The organism is Escherichia sp. WS338, assembly GCF_046486405.1.
Classification (GTDB): Bacteria; Pseudomonadota; Gammaproteobacteria; order Enterobacterales; family Enterobacteriaceae; genus Escherichia; species Escherichia coli.
Map to the genome: position 1 here is coordinate 120,342 of NZ_JBJQLL010000012.1, position 17,643 is coordinate 137,984.

Consider the following 17,643-nt stretch of genomic DNA (forward strand, 5'->3'; position numbering starts at 1 on the left):
GGTGTAGGGTAAAAGCCCCTCTTTTTGGAGAACTTGTATGATGTACCACATTCCCGGCGTGTTATCGCCACAGGACGTCGCCCGTTTTCGCGAACAACTGGAACAAGCCGAATGGGTGGATGGGCGCGTCACCACCGGCGCACAAGGTGCGCAAGTTAAGAACAATCAACAAGTAGACACCCGCAGCGCCCTGTACGCCGCCCTGCAAAATGAGATGCTGAACGCGGTTAACCAACATGCTTTGTTCTTTGCCGCGGCCTTGCCGCGTACCCTTTCCACGCCGCTGTTTAATCGCTATCAGAACAATGAAACCTATGGTTTTCATGTGGATGGCGCAGTACGCAGCCATCCACAAAACGGCTGGATGCGCACTGACCTTTCTGCCACGCTGTTTTTAAGCGATCCAGAAAGCTACGACGGCGGCGAACTGGTCGTTAATGACACCTTCGGGCAACATCGGGTAAAACTCCCGGCAGGCGATCTGGTGTTGTATCCCTCCAGCAGCCTGCATTGCGTGACACCCGTAACCCGCGGCGTGCGAGTGGCATCATTTATGTGGATCCAGTCGATGATCCGCGATGATAAAAAGCGCGCCATGCTGTTTGAACTGGACAACAATATTCAGTCGCTGAAAAGCCACTACGGCGAAAGTGAAGAGATCCTGTCGCTGCTCAATCTTTATCATAATCTGCTGCGGGAATGGTCGGAGATCTGACGCTTGAACTGCCCGAGTTCGTCCCTATATTAGCTACACTTAACTGTACAAGCATTGATATGGGGAGGACGATATGGCATCCGGTTGGGCTAATGATGACGCCGTCAACGAACAGATCAACAGTACAATTGAAGATGCGATTGCCCGCGCTCGGGGTGAAATTCCGCGTGGCGAAAGCCTGTATGAATGTGAAGAGTGCGGTGCCCCTATCCCGCAGGCCCGTCGGGAAGCCATTCCTGGCGTGCGCTTATGCATTCATTGTCAGCAGGAGAAAGATTTACAAAAACCAGCTTATACAGGATATAATCGCAGAGGTTCGAAAGACAGCCAGTTACGTTAACTACAACTAGCGGGATGTATAGCGAGTATAATTTGTATTTTGCGTGGCATTCCGTGCCTTTAACGCTGTCGTGACTGCCACGCTGCATAAAACAAGTCCATAAGTTCAACAAATAAATGAATTATCATTATGTTAGATATCAATCAATTTATTTGAACAAGGTGGTCAATTCTCTTCGATTTTATCTCTCGTAAAAAAACGTGATACTCATCACATCGACGAAACAACGTCACTTATACAAAAATCACCTGCGAGAGATTAATTATGAAAACTATCAATACTGTTGTTGCTGCTATGGCTCTTTCAACTCTGTCATTTGGCGTGTTCGCGGCGGAACCGGTAACGGCATCCCAGGCACAGAACATGAATAAAATCGGCGTGGTTTCTGCCGATGGCGCATCCACCCTCGATGCCCTGGAAGCGAAACTGGCTGAGAAAGCCGCGGCGGCCGGTGCCAGTGGATACAGCATTACTTCCGCCACCAACAACAATAAATTAAGCGGTACTGCGGTAATTTATAAGTAATTCGTAGGACGGATAAGGCGTTTACGCCGCATCCGGCAACAGATGCCTGATGCGACGCTACCGCGTCTTATCAGACCTACAAAATCCGAACCGTTGGCTGGATCAGGCGTTTACGCTACGTTCAGCACAAGTATTTCCCTGTCTGTTTGCCGACAGACGCATATGCTCTAACCCTCATTGATCCTATGTTACCCTTGTTTGCCCGTCCGCCACTGGACGGGCTTTTTTTTAGCTGGCTAACTGCTGACAGAAAGCCTGCAACGTCTCTTCCGGCATACCAATCTGCCGCGCCGCATCACAAATGGCCTGCCAGCTTCCCGCATCCAGTGGAATCCCCTGCTCCTGCCGTTCGCGACGCGTGTTCACTTCCCACTCGCCCGGTAGCAAAATCGGTTTATCTTCATCATGCGGCGAGGCTTTCACCCACTCGGCAAAGGCTTCGGTCTGTGCACTACAATCCGGCGCGCCGAACAGTTCCGGGTTGATAATGATAGTGGTCATGCAGTTAAGAATGGCATCGGGACTGGTTTGTAACGTTTCCTGATGCGTCGTTTTACCGCCAGAAAGCGCCCCGCCAAGAATTTCACACATCGCTGCAAGGGCGTAGCCTTTATGTTCGGCAAAGGTCAACAGCGAACCCAACGGCGACTCCTGCATTACCGCCGGATTTGTCGTCGGCACGCCGTTAACGTCAATCAGGCAACCTGGCGGCACGGGGACGCCTTTATGCCAGGCGACGCGGGTTTTGCCAAATGCAATGGCGCTGGTGGCGTAATCGAGCAACAGCGGGAAATTATCTTTACGAGGGAAAACCACACAGAACGGATTGGTGCCAAAGCGGCTGTCGCGACCGTGGAACGGCGCGACCATTGGAATACCGACCACGCTAACAAAGTGGATAGAGACAAACCCCGCCGCCGCGCACTGTTCTGCCCAGTAACCGATACGGCCGATATGATGCGAGTTATGTAGCGCCACGGCGGCAATGCCGTGCTGACGCGCTTTCTCAATCCCCAGCGCCATCGCTTCGTGTGCCGCGACCTGACCAAATGCGCGATCGCCATCGAGCGTGACCGCCGCCCCCGCTTCTTTAACGACTTTGGCATGATGGTTAATTTGCAGATGCCCCTGACTCCAGGAGCGCACATAGCTTGGGATCATGCCAATACCATGTGAATCATGCCCTGCCAGGTTTGCCGCGATTAAATGATCGGCGACTAATTTCGCTTCTTGTTCCTCACTACCCATCTGACGAAATACAGCCTGAATAAAACTGTGCAGCCTCTGAGCATCAAAGCGATGACCACTTACCATGGTTAACTCCTGTTTATGTTATGTGTTTGTTGTTTTTTTATGCTGCACGCCGGGCGCGGGAAGGTCAATAAAGATGCAGGAATTTCATATTGCGGTGGGGTAAAAGCCGGATGACATGGCTCATCCGGCTGAGATAAAAATTAAAATGCCTGATTAACGCGCGCCAGGCCGTCGCTGATAGTTGCCGCTTCACCCGTAGCCATCAGGCAGCAAGCCATCTGGATTTTCAGCGATTCGGGAATCGGTTCGCTGCCAGCAAGGCAACGCTCAATCCACTGCGCCGTGGTTTCCGGATCTTTTGCTTGTGGCAGTAACTCGCTACCAGCAGTGTCCTGTTTTTCATACAGTACCCGCATCCCTTCACGGTCAATGAGATTGATCTGCGGGCAGCGCTGCGGATTAGCATACACTTCACCTTCAGTACCATGCATTAGTAGCGCCCGCCCGCCGATATCACTAAAGAACTTCGCGACGCGTCCAATGTATTCCGGATGCGAAACGCTGGAAAGACGCAGTGCCTCACCTTCGGCAAATGGCGTCGCCAGTTTCGCCAGGGTATGTGCACTGTTACGCACGCCCATCCGCCAGCGCATCGCCAGTTGTTTTTCCAGCGGCGGGCAAAACGCGCCGACAGGCATAAACACCGGTTGATGTTCGTCGAGCTTCGCCTGCGCCTGCCCGCCGTGCAACGTTGGCGTAATACCCATCAGTTCGAAAATGGTTTCTGTCAGCACGCGGGTTGGATCTTCGCTAACCCCGTGAACCACCACGGGAAAACCGAGTTTGTGCAGGAGAATCGCCAACAACGGCGTCAGGTTGGCCTGTTTACGCGCGCCGTTGTAACTGGGGATGACAATCGGCATCGGCTTGCCTGCAGGCGGCGTCAGCTTGATGGTGTGATTTTGCATGGCTTCGTAAAAGCCGAGCATCTCTGCTTCCCCTTCCCCTTTGATACGTAGCGCAATCAATACGCCGCCCAACTCAAGGTCAGGGACTTCACCATTGAGCATATGGGCATACAGACCGCGCGCAGTATCCCGGTCTAAATCGCGCGCGTGGTTTTTCCCGCGCCCGATCTCTTTAATGATTTTGCGATAGTCCATTTACGACTCCTTACCTGACTCACATCATTAACGCCGCCGACGGCGTGGGGATTTCGTTTTTTCTTTCTTTTTAACTATACCTTCAGGGACTTCCGGTTGCTCTATCGGAAATACCGGTAATGCATCCAGTAGTCGCTTGCCATAATTTTTGGTCAGCAAGCGTTTGTCGTAGATAACCACTTCCCCCCAGCAACCGTGGCTTCGAATCAGTCGCCCAACCTGCTGAATCAGGTTAAACGAAGCGCTCGGCAGGCTTTGCACCTCAAACGGATAGCGGTTGAGGCTTTTCAGCCATTCCCCTTCGGTGATCACCACCGGACTGTCGATGGGTGGAAAAGCGATCTTGTGGATATGCACCTGACTGAGCAGATCGCCTTTCAGATCAAGACCTTCGGCAAAGGACTGTAAGCCCACCAGCACGCTACGCTCACCGTTGGCAACGCGTTTGCGGTGCAGTTCAACTAAGCGATAACGTGGCTGATCGCCCTGCACCAGCAACATCAGGCGTAAATCCGTCACATAGTCGAGAAACCGCTGCATCGCCCGTCCGCTGGCAAACAGTACCAACATACCGAGATGTTTTTTGCTCTCCACCTGCTCACGGAAAAAGGCTGCCATTTCAGCAATGTGCTGCTCTTCGTTGTCGATGGAAGGCTCAAAGCGCATCCGGGGAATAACAATTTTGCCCTGTTCGCAGTGGTTAAAGGGCGAATCCAGCGCCACAAAGCGGTCGCCCGCTTTCTCTTTCAGCCCGCTCATCTCCTGCAAACGCGAAAAACTGTTCAGCGAACGCAAGGTTGCGGAAGTGACAATAATGTGCGGAATACTGCGCCACAGCAGCCTTTCCAGCTGATCGCTGACACGTATTCCCACGCAGTGAAACCAGAGATGCAGCTGCCCTTCGCGCTCTTCCCGCGTCGCCCATTTGGTCACCGGCGCACCGGAAGATTGCGCCAGAGACGCCAGCCGCCAGAGTTTGCTTTGCGCCTCGAACATCCCCAGCGCGCGGTTCATCTGTAAAATAAACCGATGCAGACGCACAATATCGTGGCTGCCGGTTTTCTCACTTAAATCGTTAAGAAATAACTCCGCCAGACCACGCAGCATCTCGGTGAGTTTTGCCAGCCGCTGGCAGATCTCCAGCACTTCATCTGGCAGTTCGCCCATCGCAAAACGGTGCTCTGCCTCCTGCCCGGCAGGCATGTAGAGATTGAGAATGTTGTTTAACGAGGCGATAAGCTCATACAACTCTTCACAATGCGCATTCAAACGTTCAGGGATCGCCAGCGGCGGGATGGTCTTCGGGCGAAACTGCTCCATGCAGGTAGCGACCAGTTTCGTGAACAAGTCCAGCTGTAGTCGATACCAGGGCGCGGTGATTTCGGCACTCATCTCCAGCGCATCCCGCGCCACATCTGGCAGGTGATGGCCTTCGTCCAGCACCAGCAGTAAATTTTTCGGGTCAGGCAATACGGCTTCGCTTTCCATCGCCGCCATCACCAGCGCATGGTTTGCCACCACCACTTCCGCTTCCTGAATCTCCCGACGAGCAACAAAAAACGGGCATTCACGATAGTAGTAACAGTTGCGGTTGAGGCAGCTGGCTTTGTCGGTACTTAAACGACGCCAGAGATCGTCATCTATAGCGATATCAGTATGATCGCGCAGACCATCCCATTTATAAGTGTCGAGATCGCCCTTCAACTTTGCACAACGCTTTTGCTCTTCCTGATTGTTCGGCGTCAGCTCGTCGTCAAGAAACGCCAGCAGATCCTGTTGCGTGGGTTCAGTACTGGCAAGCGCTGTCAGATTACGCGGACAAACGTAGCGCCCACGCCCAAAAGCAGCAGTGAATTTAAGATCGGGAATGATCTTTTTCAGCAGAGGCAAATCTTTACTGTAGATCTGATCCTGCAATGCCACGTTGGCGGTACTCACCACCAGCGTTTTTTGCTCTTCGCGGGCAATGGCGATGCCGGGGATCAAATAGGAGAGCGTTTTCCCAACGCCGGTGGGTGCTTCAATCGCCAGATGCCGCCCTTCTTCTCCGGCCAGCGTTTTGGCGACGTCCGCAATCATCTGCCGCTGCGGCGCACGGGGAATAAAGTCGGGGATCTGTTCCTGAAGCGCCTTATACCAGGCGGCAATTTGCGCTTTAAGCGCGGCGGTTAATGCCATGAGAAAACCTGAAATACTGTATAAACAGCCAATATTGTGGCATTTTTCGGTTTTCAGGGGTAATGGTTTTTCTGTTTCTGGAAAGCGGCTCGCAATAACCAGCAGGATGATGCGTAAAGCGCTTCGCGCTAAATTCGAACAACATGCAGAACTGCGTACACTCTTGCTGGCAACCGCGTCCGCAAAACTGGTTGAGCATACGCAAAATGATGCTTACTGGGGAGATAGCGGTAATGGTCAGGGCAAGAATCGCCTGGGGTACCTTTTAATGGCGTTGCGCGGACAATTGGCTGCGGAGAAGTAACGCATCGGGTGGCTTGTGGGCGTTAAAACAGAGAAATCTTTTTGCCGCGCTCGCAAATGGCTGACAAGTGCTTGTTGTGAAATGCCGGATGCGGCGCGAGCGCCTTATCCGGCCTACAAAAACATGCACATTCAATATATTGCAGAGTTCACGTAGGCCTGATAAGCGTAGCGCATCAGGCAGTTTTGTGTTTGTCATCAGTCTCATGCCGGGCATAGCCCGGCATAAAAGATTACTGCGCAGCGGCAGGTTTACGCGGACGGCGGCGACGTTGTTGTTCGCCTGCCGGTTTGGCATCGCCGAGACGACGAGACGGTTTTTCTGCGGGCTTCGCGTTACCAGACTTCGCACCACTTTCCGCACGGCGTGATTGCTGTTGACCGCGACCACCGCCCTGTCCACGACCGCCGCCACGTTGCTGGCGACCGTTCTGGATCGGTTCGGCTTTGATTGACGGGTCCGGCTCATACCCCGGAATCGCAATGCGCGGGATCTCTTTTTTCAGCAGTTTTTCGATATCACGCAGCAGTTTGTGTTCATCAACACACACCAGCGACAATGCTTCGCCAGTTGCCGCCGCACGGCCAGTACGCCCGATACGGTGAACATAATCTTCCGGTACGTTTGGTAACTCATAGTTGACGACGTGCGGCAACTCTTCGATATCCAGACCGCGCGCAGCGATGTCAGTTGCCACCAGTACACGAATATCGCCCGATTTAAAATCGGCCAGCGCACGAGTACGCGCACCTTGCGATTTATTACCGTGGATCGCCGCACTACGGATGCCGTCTTTATTAAGCTGTTCAGCCAGATGGTTAGCGCCATGTTTGGTACGGGTAAACACCAGCACCTGCTGCCAGTTCCCTTTCCCAATCATATGCGACAGCAATTCGCGTTTGCGTTTCTTATCGACAAAGTGAACGTGCTGGGTCACCTGATCAGACGCAGTATTGCGGCGTGCCACTTCGATTTCCAGCGGGTTGTGCAACAGTTTTTCCGCCAGGGCTTTAATATCGTCAGAGAAGGTCGCGGAGAACAACAGGTTCTGGCGCTTCGCTGGCAGTTTTGTTAACACGCGACGGATATCGTGGATAAAGCCCATGTCGAGCATGCGGTCAGCTTCATCAAGGACGAGGATTTCAACCTGATCCAGCTTCACTGCATTTTGATGTTCCAGGTCCAGCAGACGTCCCGGCGTTGCCACCAGCACATCAACGCCGCCGCGCAACTTCATCATTTGTGGGTTAATGCTGACACCGCCAAACACCACCAGCGAACGAATGTTCAGATATTTGCTGTAATCACGGACGTTTTCGCCAATCTGCGCCGCCAGTTCACGGGTCGGGGTAAGAATGAGCGCACGTACCGGACGACGCCCTTTGGCGTGCGGCTGGCGAGTGATCAGATGTTGCAACAGCGGCAGCGTAAAGCCCGCTGTTTTGCCGGTACCGGTCTGGGCACTGGCCATCAGGTCGCGGCCTTCCAGCACCGCAGGGATCGCCTGCTGCTGAATAGGGGTGGGTTCACGGTAACCCTGCTCGGCAACGGCGCGCAGGATATCAGGGCTTAAACCCAAAGAATCGAAAGACATAACTACTCCGAACCGCCCCGACCGTTACCGGTGTAGTTTTCAGGGAGATACTGAAAAGGAAAATGACAAAAACCACAATGTCATGAGGGAGCGGAGTGTAGCAGTTTTTGTGACGCAGCGCATAAATTATCCCTGTGACTGGCGTTGCTAAAATTCCTGGTCATACTGGACAACTCCCCTATGGAGTCATAATCTTAATCAATCATTTGATTAAGAATGGACTGTGCGATGAATAATCCTGCCATGACAATCAAGGGTGAACAGGCGAAAAAACAGCTGATTGCTGCGGCACTGGCACAGTTTGGTGAATATGGAATGAACGCCACCACCCGCGAGATAGCCGCCCAGGCCGGGCAGAATATCGCAGCCATCACCTACTACTTCGGTTCGAAAGAAGATTTGTACCTCGCCTGCGCCCAGTGGATTGCTGATTTTATTGGCGAGCAGTTCCGTCCACACGCCGAAGAGGCCGAACGTTTGTTCGCACAACCACAGCCGGATCGGGCAGCCATCCGTGAACTGATCCTTCGCGCCTGCAGAAACATGATTAAGCTGCTCACCCAGGATGACACCGTCAACCTCAGCAAATTTATCTCCCGTGAGCAGCTCTCTCCCACGGCAGCCTACCACCTGGTGCACGAACAGGTGATTAGTCCGCTACACAGTCACCTTACACGCCTGATTGCCGCCTGGACCGGCTGCGACGCTAGCGATACCCGCATGATCCTTCATACCCATGCGTTGATTGGTGAGATTCTGGCGTTTCGTCTTGGCAAAGAAACTATTCTGTTACGTACCGGCTGGACCGCGTTCGATGAAGAAAAGACCGAACTGATCAACCAGACGGTGACCTGTCATATTGACCTGATTTTGCAAGGATTATCGCAAAGGAGTTTGTAGTGATGAAAAAACCTGTCGTGATCGGACTGGCGGTAGTGGTACTTGCCGCCGTGGTTGCCGGAGGCTACTGGTGGTATCAAAGCCGCCAGGATAACGGCCTGACGCTGTATGGCAACGTGGATATTCGTACGGTGAATCTTAGTTTCCGTGTTGGGGGGCGCGTTGAGTCGCTGGCGGTGGACGAAGGTGATGCGATCAAAGCGGGCCAGGTGCTGGGCGAACTGGATCACAAGCCGTATGAGATTGCCCTGATGCAGGCGAAAGCGGGCGTTTCGGTGGCTCAGGCGCAGTATGACCTGATGCTTGCCGGGTATCGAGATGAAGAAATCGCTCAGGCCGCCGCAGCGGTGAAACAGGCGCAAGCTGCCTATGACTATGCGCAGAACTTCTATAACCGCCAGCAAGGACTGTGGAAAAGCCGCACCATTTCGGCAAATGACCTGGAAAATGCCCGCTCCTCGCGCGACCAGGCGCAGGCCACGCTGAAATCAGCGCAGGATAAATTGCGTCAGTACCGTTCCGGTAACCGCGAACAGGACATCGCCCAGGCGAAAGCCAGCCTCGAACAAGCGCAGGCGCAACTGGCGCAGGCGGAGCTGAATTTGCAGGACTCAACGTTGATAGCACCGTCTGATGGCACGCTGTTAACGCGCGCGGTAGAGCCCGGCACGGTGCTTAATGAAGGTGGCACGGTATTTACCGTCTCGCTGACGCGTCCGGTGTGGGTACGCGCCTATGTTGATGAACGTAATCTTGACCAGGCCCAGCCGGGGCGCAAAGTGTTGCTTTATACCGATGGTCGCCCGGACAAGCCGTATCACGGGCAGATTGGTTTCGTTTCGCCGACTGCTGAATTTACCCCGAAAACCGTCGAAACACCGGATCTGCGTACCGACCTCGTCTATCGCCTGCGTATTGTGGTGACCGACGCCGATGATGCGTTACGCCAGGGAATGCCGGTAACGGTGCAATTCGGTGACGAGGCAGGACATGAATGATGCCGTTATCACGCTGAACGGCCTGGAAAAACGCTTTCCGGGCATGGACAAGCCCGCCGTCGCACCGCTCGACTGCACCATTCACGCCGGTTATGTGACGGGGCTGGTTGGGCCGGACGGTGCGGGCAAAACCACGCTGATGCGGATGCTGGCGGGATTACTGAAACCCGACAGCGGCAGTGCCACGGTGATTGGCTTTGATCCGATCAAAAATGACGCTGCGCTGCACGCTGTGCTCGGCTATATGCCGCAGAAATTTGGTCTGTATGAAGATCTGACGGTGATGGAGAACCTCAATCTGTACGCGGATTTGCGCAGCGTCACCGGTGAAGCGCGGAAGCAGACTTTTGCTCGCCTGCTGGAATTTACATCTCTTGGCCCGTTTACCGGACGCCTGGCGGGCAAGCTCTCCGGCGGAATGAAGCAAAAACTTGGCCTGGCCTGTACCCTGGTGGGCGAACCGAAAGTGTTGCTGCTCGATGAACCCGGCGTCGGCGTTGACCCTATCTCACGCCGCGAACTGTGGCAGATGGTGCATGAGCTGGCAGGCGAAGGAATGTTAATTCTCTGGAGCACCTCGTATCTCGACGAAGCCGAACAGTGCCGTGACGTGTTGCTGATGAACGAAGGCGAGTTGCTGTATCAGGGAGAACCGACGGCCCTGACACAAACCATGTCCGGACGTAGCTTTCTGATGACCAGCCCGCACGAGGGCAACCGCAAATTGTTGCAACGCGCCTTGAAACTGCCACAGGTGAGCGACGGCATGATTCAGGGGAAATCGGTACGTCTGATCCTCAAAAAAGAGGCCACACCAGACGATATTCGCCATGCCGACGGAATGCCGGAAATCAATATCAACGAAACTACGCCGCGTTTTGAAGATGCGTTTATTGATTTGCTGGGCGGTGCCGGAACCTCAGAATCACCGCTGGGCGCAATATTGCATACGGTGGAAGGTACGCCTGACGAGACGGTGATCGAAGCGAAAGAACTGACCAAGAAATTTGGTGATTTTGCCGCCACCGATCACGTCAACTTTGCCGTTAAACGCGGGGAGATTTTTGGTTTGCTGGGGCCAAACGGCGCGGGTAAATCGACCACCTTTAAGATGATGTGCGGTTTACTGGTGCCGACCTCTGGTCAGGCGCTGGTGCTGGGCATGGATCTGAAAGAGAGTTCCGGTAAAGCGCGCCAGCATCTCGGCTATATGGCGCAAAAATTTTCGCTCTATGGCAACCTGACGGTCGAACAGAATTTACGCTTTTTCTCTGGTGTGTATGGCTTACGCGGTCGGGCGCAGAACGAAAAAATTTCCCGTATGAGCGAGGCGTTCGGCCTGAAAAGTATCGCCTCCCACGCCACCGATGAACTGCCATTAGGTTTTAAACAGCGGCTGGCGCTGGCCTGTTCGCTGATGCATGAACCGGACATTCTGTTTCTCGACGAACCGACTTCCGGCGTTGATCCCCTCACCCGCCGTGAATTCTGGCTGCACATCAATAGCATGGTAGAGAAAGGCGTCACGGTGATGGTCACCACCCACTTTATGGATGAAGCGGAATATTGCGACCGCATCGGCCTGGTGTACCGTGGGAAATTAATCGCCAGCGGCACGCCGGACGATTTGAAAGCGCAGTCGGCTAACGATGAGCAACCCGATCCCACCATGGAGCAAGCCTTTATTCAGTTGATCCACGACTGGGATAAGGAGCATGGCAATGAGTAATCCGATCCTGTCCTGGCGTCGCGTGCGGGCACTGTGCGTCAAAGAGACGCGGCAGATCGTTCGCGATCCGAGTAGCTGGCTGATTGCGGTGGTGATCCCTCTGCTGCTGCTGTTTATTTTTGGCTACGGCATTAACCTCGACTCCAGCAAGCTGCGCGTCGGGATTTTACTGGAACAGCGTAGCGAAGCGGCGCTGGATTTCACCCACACCATGACCGGTTCGCCCTACATCGACGCCACCATCAGCGATAATCGTCAGGAATTGATCGCCAAAATGCAGGCGGGGAAAATTCGCGGTCTGGTGGTTATTCCCGTGGATTTCGCCGAACAGATGGAGCGCGCCAACGCCACCGCACCGATTCAGGTGATCACCGACGGCAGTGAGCCGAATACCGCTAACTTTGTGCAGGGGTATGTCGAAGGGATCTGGCAGATCTGGCAAATGCAGCGAGCGGAGGATAACGGGCAGACTTTTGAACCGCTTATTGATGTACAAACCCGCTACTGGTTTAACCCGGCGGCGATTAGCCAGCACTTTATTATCCCCGGTGCGGTGACCATTATCATGACGGTCATCGGCGCGATTCTCACCTCGCTGGTGGTGGCGCGAGAATGGGAACGCGGCACCATGGAGGCGTTACTCTCTACGGAGATTACCCGCACGGAGCTGCTGCTGTGTAAGCTGATCCCTTATTACTTTCTCGGGATGCTGGCGATGTTGCTGTGTATGCTGGTGTCGGTGTTTATTCTCGGCGTGCCGTACCGCGGGTCGCTGCTGATTCTGTTTTTTATCTCCAGCCTGTTTTTACTCAGTACCCTGGGAATGGGGCTGTTGATTTCCACGATTACCCGCAACCAGTTCAATGCCGCTCAGGTCGCCCTGAACGCGGCTTTTCTGCCGTCGATTATGCTTTCCGGCTTTATATTTCAGATAGACAGTATGCCCGCGGTGATCCGCGCGGTGACGTACATTATTCCCGCTCGTTATTTCGTCAGCACCCTGCAAAGCCTGTTCCTCGCCGGGAATATTCCAGTGGTGCTGGTGGTAAACGTGCTGTTTTTGATCGCTTCGGCGGTGATGTTTATCGGCCTGACGTGGCTGAAAACCAAACGTCGGCTGGATTAGGGAGAAGAGCATGTTTCATCGCTTATGGACGTTAATCCGCAAAGAGTTGCAGTCGCTGCTGCGCGAACCGCAAACCCGCGCGATTCTGATTTTGCCCGTGCTGATTCAGGTGATCCTGTTCCCGTTCGCCGCCACGCTGGAAGTGACTAACGCCACCATCGCCATCTACGATGAAGATAACGGCGAACACTCGGTAGAACTTACTCAACGTTTTGCCCGCGCCAGCGCCTTTACCCATGTGCTGCTGCTGAAAAGCCCGCAGGAGATCCGCCCAACCATCGACACACAAAAGGCGTTACTCCTGGTGCGTTTCCCGGCTGACTTCTCGCGCAAACTGGATACCTTCCAGACCGCGCCGTTGCAGTTGATCCTCGACGGGCGTAACTCCAACAGTGCGCAAATCGCCGCCAACTACCTGCAACAGATCGTCAAAAATTATCAACAGGAGCTGCTGGAAGGAAAACCGAAACCCAACAACAGCGAGCTGGTGGTACGCAACTGGTATAACCCGAATCTCGACTACAAATGGTTTGTGGTGCCGTCGCTGATCGCCATGATCACCACTATTGGCGTGATGATCGTCACTTCACTTTCTGTTGCCCGCGAACGTGAACAAGGTACGCTCGATCAGTTACTGGTTTCGCCGCTCACCACCTGGCAGATCTTCATCGGCAAGGCCGTACCGGCATTAATTGTCGCCACCTTCCAGGCCACCATTGTGCTGGCGATTGGTATCTGGGCGTATCAAATCCCCTTCGCCGGATCGCTGGCGCTGTTCTACTTTACGATGGTGATTTACGGTTTATCGCTGGTGGGATTCGGTCTGTTGATTTCATCACTCTGTTCAACACAACAGCAGGCGTTTATCGGCGTGTTTGTCTTTATGATGCCCGCCATTCTTCTTTCCGGTTACGTTTCTCCGGTGGAAAACATGCCAGTATGGCTGCAAAACCTGACGTGGATTAACCCTATTCGCCACTTTACGGACATTACCAAGCAGATTTATTTGAAGGATGCGAGTCTGGATATTGTGTGGAATAGTTTGTGGCCGCTACTGGTGATAACGGCCACGACAGGGTCAGCGGCGTACGCGATGTTTAGACGTAAGGTGATGTAACTTCTTATCTTTCGCCAGCAAAGACACTACCGCCGGGCCGGCAAGGATTGCCAGCCCTGCAATTGCCAGCAAAAAGTTGTTTTCCAGAACGCGGGACAACAGCCACAGCACAATCAGCGCTGCGCCAAAATACCAGGTCGTAGTCAGCTCTTCCAGCACGTCTGCCACCTCACGCCAGCGTTGCTCGGGGTGGCGCTGAAACACCAGCATCATCACTACCGTGACACAATACAGTGCGCATAATCCTACGCCGACGTGAACCAGAGTTTTACTCATCCAGCCCACCACCAGCAGCGCCACTACCAGTAAATGCAACATAATCTGCCAGCAACTTAGGCCAGTTGCGACACGAACACGTTGTTGCCACTTCATGGCTTCTCTCCTGAAGAATTTATCTCTACTTATTCAGAGTACCGAACTTTACGGAAAATTCCGTAAGACCGCACCTTTTTGTGACGCCGACTACACTATTTCAATGAGATAAGAGGCAAAGACAGGAAAATTATGCCCGATCAAACACAACAATTTTCGTTCAAGGTGCTCACCATCAATATTCACAAAGGCTTTACCGCGTTTAACCGACGCTTCATTTTGCCGGAACTTCGCGACGCCGTGCGTACCGTCAGCGCCGATATTGTTTGCCTGCAGGAAGTGATGGGCGCGCACGAAGTTCATCCGCTGCATGTGGAAAACTGGCCCGATACCTCGCACTACGAGTTTCTCGCCGACACTATGTGGAGCGATTTTGCCTACGGTCGCAATGCCGTATACCCGGAAGGACATCACGGTAACGCCGTTCTTTCACGTTATCCCATTGAACATTATGAGAATCGTGATGTTTCGGTCGATGGTGCGGAAAAGCGCGGCGTGCTCTACTGCCGCATTGTGCCGCCGATGACCGGGAAAGCGATTCATGTGATGTGCGTACATCTGGGCCTGCGTGAGGCACACCGTCAGGCGCAGCTTGCGATGCTCGCCGAATGGGTGAATGAGCTACCGGACGGCGAACCGGTATTGGTAGCGGGTGATTTCAACGACTGGCGGCAAAAAGCTAATCATCCGTTAAAAGTGCAGGCCGGGCTGGATGAGATTTTTACCCGCGCCCACGGACGCCCGGCGCGCACGTTTCCGGTGCAATTTCCTCTACTACAACTGGACAGGATCTACGTCAAAAATGCCAGCGCCAGCGCGCCAACCGCGTTGCCGCTGCGGACATGGCGACACCTTTCTGATCATGCCCCTTTAAGTGCGGAGATTCATTTATGAAATGTAGCTGGCGCGAAGGCAATAAGATCCAGTTGCTGGAAAACGGCGAGCAATATTATCCCGCGGTGTTTAAGGCGATTGGAGAGGCACAAGAACGCATCATTCTTGAAACGTTTATCTGGTTTGAGGATGACGTCGGCAAACAGCTGCATGCGGCGCTATTGGCAGCAGCGCAACGCGGGGTAAAAGCGGAAGTCTTGCTGGATGGCTACGGTTCGCCGGATCTCAGCGATGAGTTTGTCAATGAACTGACGGCAGCTGGCGTGGTGTTCCGCTACTACGATCCCCGCCCTCGCCTTTTTGGTATGCGCACCAATGTGTTTCGCCGGATGCATCGCAAAATTGTGGTGATCGACGCGCGTATTGCCTTTATTGGCGGGCTGAACTACTCCGCCGAGCATATGTCCAGCTACGGTCCAGAGGCTAAACAGGATTACGCAGTACGCCTTGAAGGGCCGATTGTCGAAGATATTCTCCAGTTTGAGCTGGAAAACCTGCCTGGACAGAGCGCGGCACGACGCTGGTGGCGACGTCATCACAAAGCGGAAGAGAACCGCCAGCCGGGAGAAGCGCAGGTATTGCTGGTCTGGCGCGATAACGAAGAACATCGCGATGATATTGAACGTCACTATCTGAAAATGCTCACTCAGGCGCGGCGAGAAGTCATTATCGCCAACGCCTACTTCTTCCCCGGCTATCGATTTTTACACGCCTTGCGTAAAGCGGCACGGCGCGGGGTGCGGATCAAACTGATCATTCAGGGCGAACCGGATATGCCGATTGTCAGAGTCGGTGCGCGCTTGCTGTATAACTATCTGGTTAAAGGCGGCGTTCAGGTATTTGAGTACCGCCGCCGCCCGCTCCACGGCAAAGTGGCATTGATGGACGATCACTGGGCGACAGTAGGGTCCAGTAATCTCGATCCGCTCAGTTTGTCACTGAATCTCGAAGCAAATGTCATCATCCACGATCGTAATTTTAACCAGACGCTGCGCGATAATCTGAACGGCATTATTGCCGCAGATTGTCAGCAGGTCGATGAGACCATGCTGCCGAGACGCACCTGGTGGAACCTGACTAAAAGCGTGCTGGCGTTCCACTTTTTACGCCACTTCCCGGCGCTGGTCGGCTGGCTTCCGGCACACACACCACGTCTGGCGCAGGTTGACCCGCCCGCTCAGCCGACAATGGAAACGCAGGATCGGGTAGAAACTGAAAACACGGGGGTAAAACCCTGATGAGTAAATCACACCCGCGCTGGCGCTTAGCAAAGAAGATCCTCACCTGGCTGTTTTTTATCGCGGTGATTGTGTTGCTGGTGGTCTACGCCAAAAAGGTGGACTGGGAAGAGGTCTGGAAGGTCATCCGCGACTACAATCGCGTTGCGTTGCTCAGTGCGGTCGGGCTGGTGGTCGTCAGTTATCTGATTTACGGCTGCTATGATCTGCTCGCCCGCTTTTACTGCGGTCACAAACTGGCGAAGCGCCAGGTGATGCTGGTGTCGTTTATCTGCTACGCCTTCAACCTGACGCTTAGTACCTGGGTCGGCGGCATAGGTATGCGCTATCGTTTGTACTCGCGGCTAGGGTTATCGGGCAGCACTATTACGCGGATTTTCTCGCTCAGTATTACCACCAACTGGCTGGGCTATATTTTGCTGGCCGGGATTATCTTTACCGCAGGCGTGGTGGAGCTGCCGGATCACTGGTATGTCGATCAAACCACGCTGCGTATTCTCGGCATTGGCTTATTGATGATTATCGCGGTTTATTTGTGGTTTTGCGCTTTCGCGAAGCACCGCCATATGACCATCAAAGGGCAAAAGCTGGTGCTGCCTTCATGGAAATTCGCCCTCGCCCAGATGCTGATTTCCAGCGTTAACTGGATGGTCATGGGAGCGATAATCTGGCTGTTACTTGGTCAAAGCGTGAACTATTTCTTTGTACTGGGCGTGTTGCTGGTTAGTAGTATTGCCGGGGTGATTGTGCATATTCCGGCGGGGATTGGTGTGCTGGAAGCGGTGTTTATCGCACTACTGGCTGGGGAGCATACCTCCAAAGGTAGCATTATCGCCGCCCTACTCGCTTACCGTGTGCTGTATTACTTTATCCCACTGCTGCTGGCGCTGATCTGTTACCTGCTACTGGAAAGCCAGGCGAAGAAGCTACGAGCGAAAAATGAAGCGGCGATGTGAAGTTCGGTTAAGTTCTTTAGTATGTGCATTTACGACTAATGAAAAAACCGCGTATGCCTTTGCCAGACAAGCGTTATAGCTATCGCGGCAAGTATCCCAAAGAAGCCGATAAAATAGTAATAGAGTGTTGGTGATGCTGCCAACTTACTGATTTAGTGTATGATGGTGTTTTTGAGGTGCTCCAGTGGCTTCTGTTTCTATCAGCTGTCCCTCCTGTTCAGCTACTGACGGGGTGGTGCG

General features: G+C 53.6%; 18 protein-coding genes and 2 pseudogenes. 13 read left to right on the forward strand and 7 right to left on the reverse strand.

From position 1 onward, the window contains the following. Positions 1-37 precede the first annotated feature (37 nt). The 3 genes from ybiX (at position 38) to ybiJ (ending at position 1,580) form a co-directional block, all read left to right on the forward strand. Complete coding sequence (gene ybiX / locus ACJHWT_RS13270; RefSeq protein WP_000990165.1) at positions 38-715, forward strand: PKHD-type hydroxylase YbiX; 678 nt, start codon at positions 38-40, stop codon at positions 713-715. A gap of 73 nt (positions 716-788) precedes the next feature. Next, a complete protein-coding gene (gene ybiI, locus ACJHWT_RS13275; RefSeq protein WP_000146357.1) occupies positions 789-1,055 on the forward strand; it encodes a C4-type zinc finger protein YbiI in 267 nt (88 codons plus the stop codon). A 264-nt stretch (positions 1,056-1,319) separates the two neighbouring features. After that, the gene (gene ybiJ, locus ACJHWT_RS13280) at positions 1,320-1,580 is read left to right on the forward strand and encodes a DUF1471 family protein YbiJ (protein ID WP_000849301.1); all 261 of its coding nucleotides are present in this window, start codon (positions 1,320-1,322) and stop codon (positions 1,578-1,580) included. A 102-nt stretch (positions 1,581-1,682) separates the two neighbouring features. Here ybiJ and ybiE read toward each other — a convergent pair whose 3' ends face one another. From ybiE to dinG, 4 genes are all read right to left on the reverse strand, one after another. After that, on the reverse strand, positions 1,683-1,742 hold the full coding sequence (gene ybiE, locus ACJHWT_RS13285) for a hypothetical protein (RefSeq protein WP_212734104.1): 60 nt from the start codon (positions 1,740-1,742) through the stop codon (positions 1,683-1,685). A 66-nt stretch (positions 1,743-1,808) separates the two neighbouring features. After that, the gene (gene hcxB / locus ACJHWT_RS13290; protein WP_000253497.1) at positions 1,809-2,894 is read right to left on the reverse strand and encodes a hydroxycarboxylate dehydrogenase HcXB; all 1,086 of its coding nucleotides are present in this window, start codon (positions 2,892-2,894) and stop codon (positions 1,809-1,811) included. A gap of 140 nt (positions 2,895-3,034) precedes the next feature. After that, on the reverse strand, positions 3,035-3,997 hold the full coding sequence (ybiB, locus tag ACJHWT_RS13295) for a DNA-binding protein YbiB (RefSeq protein ID WP_000386550.1): 963 nt from the start codon (positions 3,995-3,997) through the stop codon (positions 3,035-3,037). A gap of 27 nt (positions 3,998-4,024) precedes the next feature. After that, entirely contained in the window at positions 4,025-6,175 is a 2,151-nt protein-coding gene (gene dinG / locus ACJHWT_RS13300) for an ATP-dependent DNA helicase DinG (protein WP_001218650.1), read from the reverse strand. A 106-nt stretch (positions 6,176-6,281) separates the two neighbouring features. Between dinG and ACJHWT_RS13305 the strand changes: the two are divergent. After that, positions 6,282-6,479, forward strand: a pseudogene (locus ACJHWT_RS13305) (NADAR family protein); the annotation flags it as partial. A 232-nt stretch (positions 6,480-6,711) separates the two neighbouring features. Here ACJHWT_RS13305 and rhlE read toward each other — a convergent pair. Next, on the reverse strand, positions 6,712-8,073 hold the full coding sequence (rhlE, locus tag ACJHWT_RS13310; protein ID WP_000007122.1) for an ATP-dependent RNA helicase RhlE: 1,362 nt from the start codon (positions 8,071-8,073) through the stop codon (positions 6,712-6,714). Between the two features lie 228 nt (positions 8,074-8,301). Between rhlE and cecR the strand changes: the two genes are divergently transcribed. Genes cecR through ACJHWT_RS13335 form a run of 5 tightly spaced genes read left to right on the forward strand, consistent with a single transcriptional unit; the run spans position 8,302 to position 13,943 of the window. Next, positions 8,302-8,973, forward strand: coding sequence for a DNA-binding transcriptional regulator CecR (gene cecR / locus ACJHWT_RS13315; protein ID WP_001295890.1), 672 nt, complete (start codon positions 8,302-8,304; stop codon positions 8,971-8,973). Between the two features lie 2 nt (positions 8,974-8,975). After that, positions 8,976-9,971, forward strand: coding sequence for a secretion protein HlyD (gene hlyD / locus ACJHWT_RS13320; protein ID WP_000743444.1), 996 nt, complete (start codon positions 8,976-8,978; stop codon positions 9,969-9,971). Further along, positions 9,964-11,700, forward strand: coding sequence for an ATP-binding cassette domain-containing protein (locus ACJHWT_RS13325; protein WP_001317737.1), 1,737 nt, complete (start codon positions 9,964-9,966; stop codon positions 11,698-11,700). The genes hlyD and ACJHWT_RS13325 overlap by 8 nt, the downstream gene beginning before the upstream one ends. Next, positions 11,693-12,826, forward strand: coding sequence for an ABC transporter permease (locus tag ACJHWT_RS13330; RefSeq protein ID WP_000070131.1), 1,134 nt, complete (start codon positions 11,693-11,695; stop codon positions 12,824-12,826). Before ACJHWT_RS13325 ends, ACJHWT_RS13330 begins: the two co-directional genes overlap by 8 nt. Positions 12,827-12,836: 10 nt before the next feature. After that, positions 12,837-13,943, forward strand: coding sequence for an ABC transporter permease (locus ACJHWT_RS13335; protein WP_000469031.1), 1,107 nt, complete (start codon positions 12,837-12,839; stop codon positions 13,941-13,943). Here ACJHWT_RS13335 and ACJHWT_RS13340 read toward each other — a convergent pair. Continuing rightward, entirely contained in the window at positions 13,905-14,315 is a 411-nt protein-coding gene (locus tag ACJHWT_RS13340; RefSeq protein WP_000871982.1) for a YbhQ family protein, read from the reverse strand. The two genes, ACJHWT_RS13335 and ACJHWT_RS13340, sit on opposite strands and share 39 nt — an antisense overlap. A 132-nt stretch (positions 14,316-14,447) precedes the next feature. Between ACJHWT_RS13340 and ACJHWT_RS13345 the strand changes: the two genes are divergently transcribed. The 3 genes from ACJHWT_RS13345 to ACJHWT_RS13355 are packed head-to-tail and all read left to right on the forward strand — an operon-like array spanning position 14,448 to position 17,403. Beyond that, positions 14,448-15,209 (forward strand): endonuclease/exonuclease/phosphatase family protein, encoded by a 762-nt coding sequence (locus ACJHWT_RS13345; protein WP_001113346.1) that lies wholly within the window; start codon positions 14,448-14,450, stop codon positions 15,207-15,209. After that, positions 15,206-16,447, forward strand: coding sequence for a cardiolipin synthase ClsB (clsB, locus tag ACJHWT_RS13350; protein WP_000650341.1), 1,242 nt, complete (start codon positions 15,206-15,208; stop codon positions 16,445-16,447). The genes ACJHWT_RS13345 and clsB overlap by 4 nt, the downstream gene beginning before the upstream one ends. Beyond that, positions 16,447-17,403 (forward strand): YbhN family protein, encoded by a 957-nt coding sequence (locus ACJHWT_RS13355; RefSeq protein ID WP_000045467.1) that lies wholly within the window; start codon positions 16,447-16,449, stop codon positions 17,401-17,403. Before clsB ends, ACJHWT_RS13355 begins: the two co-directional genes overlap by 1 nt. 35 nt (positions 17,404-17,438) lie before the next feature. Here ACJHWT_RS13355 and ACJHWT_RS13360 read toward each other — a convergent pair. Further along, positions 17,439-17,531: pseudogene (locus tag ACJHWT_RS13360) on the reverse strand (BAX inhibitor (BI)-1/YccA family protein); the annotation flags it as partial. A 56-nt stretch (positions 17,532-17,587) separates the two neighbouring features. On the opposite strand from ACJHWT_RS13360, the gene ACJHWT_RS13365 reads away from it, so the two are divergent. Further along, positions 17,588-17,643, forward strand: a 56-nt coding sequence (locus ACJHWT_RS13365) for an IS1 family transposase (protein ID WP_097491765.1), incomplete at its 3' end; no start/stop codon positions are given.